General features: G+C 28.8%; 6 protein-coding genes. All 6 read left to right on the top strand.

The window, feature by feature from the left end:
• Positions 1 to 192, top strand: a 192-nt coding sequence (locus tag VK998_RS06165; protein ID WP_325226613.1) for a hypothetical protein, incomplete at its 5' end; no start/stop codon positions are given.
• Between the two features lie 2 nt (positions 193 to 194).
• A complete protein-coding gene (locus VK998_RS06160) occupies positions 195 to 485 on the top strand; it encodes an EscU/YscU/HrcU family type III secretion system export apparatus switch protein (RefSeq protein WP_325226612.1) in 291 nt (96 codons plus the stop codon).
• Positions 475 to 831, top strand: a complete 357-nt coding sequence (locus tag VK998_RS06155) for a YraN family protein (protein ID WP_325226610.1) — start codon at positions 475 to 477, stop codon at positions 829 to 831. Before VK998_RS06160 ends, VK998_RS06155 begins: the two co-directional genes overlap by 11 nt.
• A gap of 71 nt (positions 832 to 902) precedes the next feature.
• Positions 903 to 2,432, top strand: a complete 1,530-nt coding sequence (locus tag VK998_RS06150) for a YifB family Mg chelatase-like AAA ATPase (RefSeq protein WP_325226609.1) — start codon at positions 903 to 905, stop codon at positions 2,430 to 2,432.
• Positions 2,433 to 2,438: 6 nt separating this feature from the next.
• On the top strand, positions 2,439 to 3,536 hold the full coding sequence (gene dprA, locus VK998_RS06145; protein WP_325226607.1) for a DNA-processing protein DprA: 1,098 nt from the start codon (positions 2,439 to 2,441) through the stop codon (positions 3,534 to 3,536).
• Between the two features lie 26 nt (positions 3,537 to 3,562).
• Positions 3,563 to 5,091: type I DNA topoisomerase (topA, locus tag VK998_RS06140; RefSeq protein WP_325226605.1), on the top strand; the 1,529-nt coding region annotated here is incomplete at its 3' end.

Genomic DNA, 5,091 nt, shown 5'->3' with positions numbered 1-5,091 from the left:
CTTAAATTTAATGGAATAAATAAAATAGATTTGTCTTTATTTAAATCTAACGAAGATAATTTAAAGTCTTTAGTAAAAACTACAGGATATGAAATAAGAAATATTGAATATCTAAGTGAAAATAATTATACTATATTAGATTCTTTAATTATAAATACAAATACTATTTACAATTTAGATGTGCAGGTGTAATTATGAAGGATGATAATGTTAATAAAAATAAAAAAGCGGTAGCCCTTTCCTATAAAGAAGGATATAATGCACCAAAAGTTATAGCAAAAGGAAAAGGTCAAATTGCCGAAAAAATATTAGAGGTTGGTAAAAAAGGTAATATAGAAATATATAAAGACGATAGCTTAATTGAAGAATTGATAAAACTAGATTTACACGATGAAATTACTCCTGAATTATACGAAGCAATCGCTAGAATTATATCTTTTGTATATCAATTAGATGAAAAAAAGGATGAGTCCAATGGTAAATAACTTAAAAAAAGGTATATTTGGAGAAAATGAAGCTGTAAAATATCTGGTTTCACAAGGTTATAGGATATTAGATAGAAATTACAGAACAAAGGTTGGAGAGATAGATATAATTGCAATTAAATCTCATATTCTAGTCTTCATAGAAGTTAAGGCTAGAACTAGCACAAGTTACGGATATCCTTATGAAGCTGTAAATTGGAAAAAACAGGAGAAAATTTATAAATCTTCTTTAATATATATTAAGCATAAGAGTATGAATAATTATCAAATAAGATATGACATAATAGAAGTTTATTTAAGAAAAAAATTAAAAATAAACCATATAGAAAACGCTTTTTGTATGTAATAGTTGAAAAATGAGTTATTTTCACTATTACCCAGGGAATGGATAATTATATTTTTATAAAGGGGGCTAATATGTATTCTAAAGTTAATACTTGTGTTTTACAAGGGTTAAATGGATATATAATAGAAGTAGAAACTGATTTATCTCGCGGATTGCCAGTTTTCAATATAGTTGGATTACCTGATGCTTCTATCAAAGAATCTAAAGAAAGAGTAAGGACAGCAATAAAAAATAGTGGATATGAATTTCCTCTATCTAGAATTACTGTTAATTTAGCACCTGCTAATTTAAGAAAAGAAGGTTCTCAATTAGACTTAGCTATTGCTTTGGGTATTTTACAAGCTATGGGAATAGTCGATGATTTTGATTATGAAGGTACTGCTTTTATAGGCGAGTTATCTTTAGATGGACGACTAAACCCTATAGAAGGTGCATTACCAATGATTATTTCTATGAGGAAATCCAATATTAAAAGATGTATTGTCCCTTATGATAATAAAGATGAGGCTTCAGTTGTAGAAGATATTGATATATTTCCTATTAAAACTTTAAATCAAGTTGTTAAGTTTTTAAACAGTGAAGAAGAAGTTTTGCCTTATAAAAATTTATCAAATTTTTCTCAATACGAAGAGGAACAATTTGACATGGATTTTAGTGATATTAAAGGACAAGAAGGATTAAAAAGGGCTTTAGAAGTAGCTGCTGCTGGTGCACATAATATGTTGATAATTGGCCCTCCAGGAGCTGGTAAAACAATGGCAGCTCGTAGATTACCCACTATACTTCCAAAGCTTTCTTTTGAAGAAGCGATAGAAGTTACTAAAATATATAGTGTGTCAGGATTATTAAAATCTAAAGCTTTAATAAAGAAACGTCCTTTTAGAGCTCCTCATCATACGGCTTCTTCTACATCTCTAATCGGTGGTGGAAGAATACCAAAACCAGGAGAAGTTTCTTTAGCGCATAATGGAGTACTTTTTTTAGACGAGATTCCGGAGTTTAAAAAAGATGTATTGGAAGTATTAAGACAACCAATGGAAGATGAGGTTGTAACTATATCTAGGGTCAATGCAAGTCTTACCTATCCATCTAAATTTATGATGATAGCTAGCATGAATCCATGTCCATGCGGTTATTATGGCGATCCCTTCCATGAATGCACATGTTCACAAAGTAGTATAGATAGGTATCTTGGTAAATTGAGTAATCCATTATTAGATAGAATCGATATCCATATTGAAGTTTTACCTGTAGATTATAAGGATTTAAAAGACGAAAAAAATTTAGAAACATCAGAGGATATTAGAAATAGAGTTAATAAATCAAGGCAAATTCAATTAGATAGATATAAAAAGAGTAACTTATATAGTAATTCTCAACTATCTCCAAAAAATATTAAAAAATATTGTAGACTAAATAAAGGTGCAGAAACAATTTTAAAAGAAGCTTTTAAAAAGTATAGATTCAGCGCCAGAACATATAATAAGATATTAAAAGTAAGTAGGACTATTGCAGATTTAGATGATGAAGATTTAATACTTGAAAAACATATTTTAGAAGCAGTAAGGTATAGAAGTCTAGATAATAAATACTGGGGGTAACACAAAATGTTTGAAATTTCCAATAAAGAAGTTTTAATATGGTTAAATAGCTTAAAAATTGGAAATAGAACTATTGAAAAAATAATGGAGCAAATTCAAAGATTAGAAGAACTTTGGATAATGCCTTCTAAAAAAATATATAGTTTAAAAAATATTAAGACTAAAATTAAAGATAAAATTATAGCTAATCGTAATATAGATTATTTAAAGGAAGTATTTTATATTTTAGATAAACATAGTATAGATGTAATTACTATCTTTGATAAAGAGTATCCTAAGAGATTACACTACATATATGATAGCCCTAAAGTATTATATGTAAAGGGAAATATTATTGAAGATGATAATCTTGCTATTGCTATTGTAGGTTCTAGAAAGTCTACTTCCTACGGAAGATGGGCTACAGAAAAATTTGTAGAAGAGCTGTTAGAGTTAGATGTAACTATAGTCAGTGGTTTGGCTTTAGGAATTGATAGTATAGCACATAAAAAAGCTTTGGAAGGAAAGGGAAGAACTATAGCCGTATTAGGTAATGGGTTGGATATTGTCTATCCTAAGAGAAATAAGGATATTTATAAAGAAGTGCCCAAAAATGGCGCCTTAATATCTGAATATTTTTTAGGAGTTCCTCCTTTAGCCTATAATTTCCCCCAAAGAAATCGAATAATTAGTGGGTTATCTTTAGGAGTAATTGTTATTGAAGCTAAGGAAAAAAGTGGTTCTTTAATAACTGCTCATCATGCTTTGGAACAAGGGAAAGAAGTATTTGCTTTACCGGGCAATATTAATAGTATTTTTAGTAAAGGAACAAATAAATTAATAAAAGATGGAGCAAAATTAATAATGAATATCGATGATATAGTTGAAGAAGTATATGAATTACAAGAAAAACTGAAAAATAAAAAAGAAAAAGATATTGATTATTCTCAATTCAGTTCTTTAGAAATTAAGGTTTTAGAAAATATAAAAGAAGGCCCTGTACATTCTGATAGTATAGCTTTGAATACAAGTTTAGATATATCTACCGTCAATAGTATTTTGACAATATTGGAGCTTAAGGGCGTAATTAAAGAAATGACAGGCGGAGTATTTACCTTATCTTAATTAGTAGTTAATTGGAGGTGTAATCATTGCAAAAAAATTTACTTATTGTTGAATCTCCTGCAAAAGCAAAAACTATTAGAAAATTTTTAGGTAAAAATTATAAAGTTAAAGCTTCTGTAGGACATGTGAGAGATCTACCTAAAAGTAGTTTAGGTATTGATATAGAAAAAAATTTTAATCCAAAATATATAACTATAAGGGGAAAGGGCCCTGTTGTACAAGAATTAAAGAAAGAAGCTAAAAAATCTGATAAAATTTATCTAGCTACTGACCCAGATAGAGAAGGTGAAGCTATTTCATGGCATTTAGCATATATATTGGGCATAGAAGAAGACGATTTGGTAAGAGTAGAGTTTAATGAAATAACGAAGGAAGCTATATTGAATGCAATAAAAAAACCTAGACCGATTGATAAAAATTTAGTCGATGCACAACAAGCAAGAAGAATTTTAGATAGGCTTGTAGGTTATAAAATAAGTCCTTTGTTGTGGAGAAAGATTAAAAAGGGATTAAGTGCAGGTAGAGTACAATCCGTTACTGTAAAACTTATATGTGACAAAGAAAAAGAAATTGAAAACTTTGTACCTAAAGAATATTGGAGTATAAAAGCTTTATTGGAAAAAGATAAAATTCCTTTTGAAGCAAAATACTACGGTATCTTAAAGGATGGTAAAGAAAAGAAACTGAAGCTTTCTAATAAAGAAGAAGTCGATAAAATATTATCATCATTAGATAAAAATAATTTCATTGTGAAAGAAGTAAAAAAAGGAACTAAAAGAAGAAATCCTTATGCACCTTATACAACTAGTACTTTACAACAAGATGCTTCTAAAAAGCTAGGTTTTTCTACTAAAAAGACCATGATGTTAGCTCAACAGCTTTACGAAGGAATAGACATTAAAAAAGAAGGTACTGTTGGATTGATTACTTATATGAGAACAGATTCAACTAGGGTTTCAGGAGAAGCTGTGAAACTAGCTAAATCTTATATCATTGACAATTTTGGGAAAGCTTATAGTAATGGAGGAAAGACTTATATTAACAATAGTAAAAAGGAAGCCCAGGATGCTCACGAAGGAATAAGGCCAACTTCTATAATTAGAAGTCCTGAAAATGTGAAAGGTTCTTTAACAAAGGATCAATCAAGATTATATGAACTAATATGGAGTAGATTTGTAAGTTCGCAAATGAGTCCAGCTAAATATGACACTCTTACAGTAAAAATATTTTCAAACAATAATATATTCAGAGCTTCAGGTTCAAAGTTAAAATTTGATGGTTTCTTAAAAATCTATAAAATTGAAGATAATAATGAAGATTCAAAAGAAATGCCACTTCTTAAAGAAGGAGAAAAAGTTAAAGTCAATAAAATTGAACCAAATCAGCATTTTACTCAACCTCCTGCAAGATATACTGAAGCTTCATTAATAAAAACTTTGGAAGAATTAGGAATAGGTAGACCAAGTACTTATTCTCCAACTATTTCTACCATACTAAATAGAGAATATGTAAATTTAAATAATAGATCTTTTGTACCTACAGAACTAGGTGTATT

It is taken from the genome of Schnuerera sp., assembly GCF_035459645.1.
In the GTDB taxonomy this organism is placed as follows: Bacteria; Bacillota; Clostridia; order Tissierellales; family Tepidimicrobiaceae; genus Schnuerera.
This window is presented reverse-complemented; position numbering and strand designations above follow the sequence as displayed.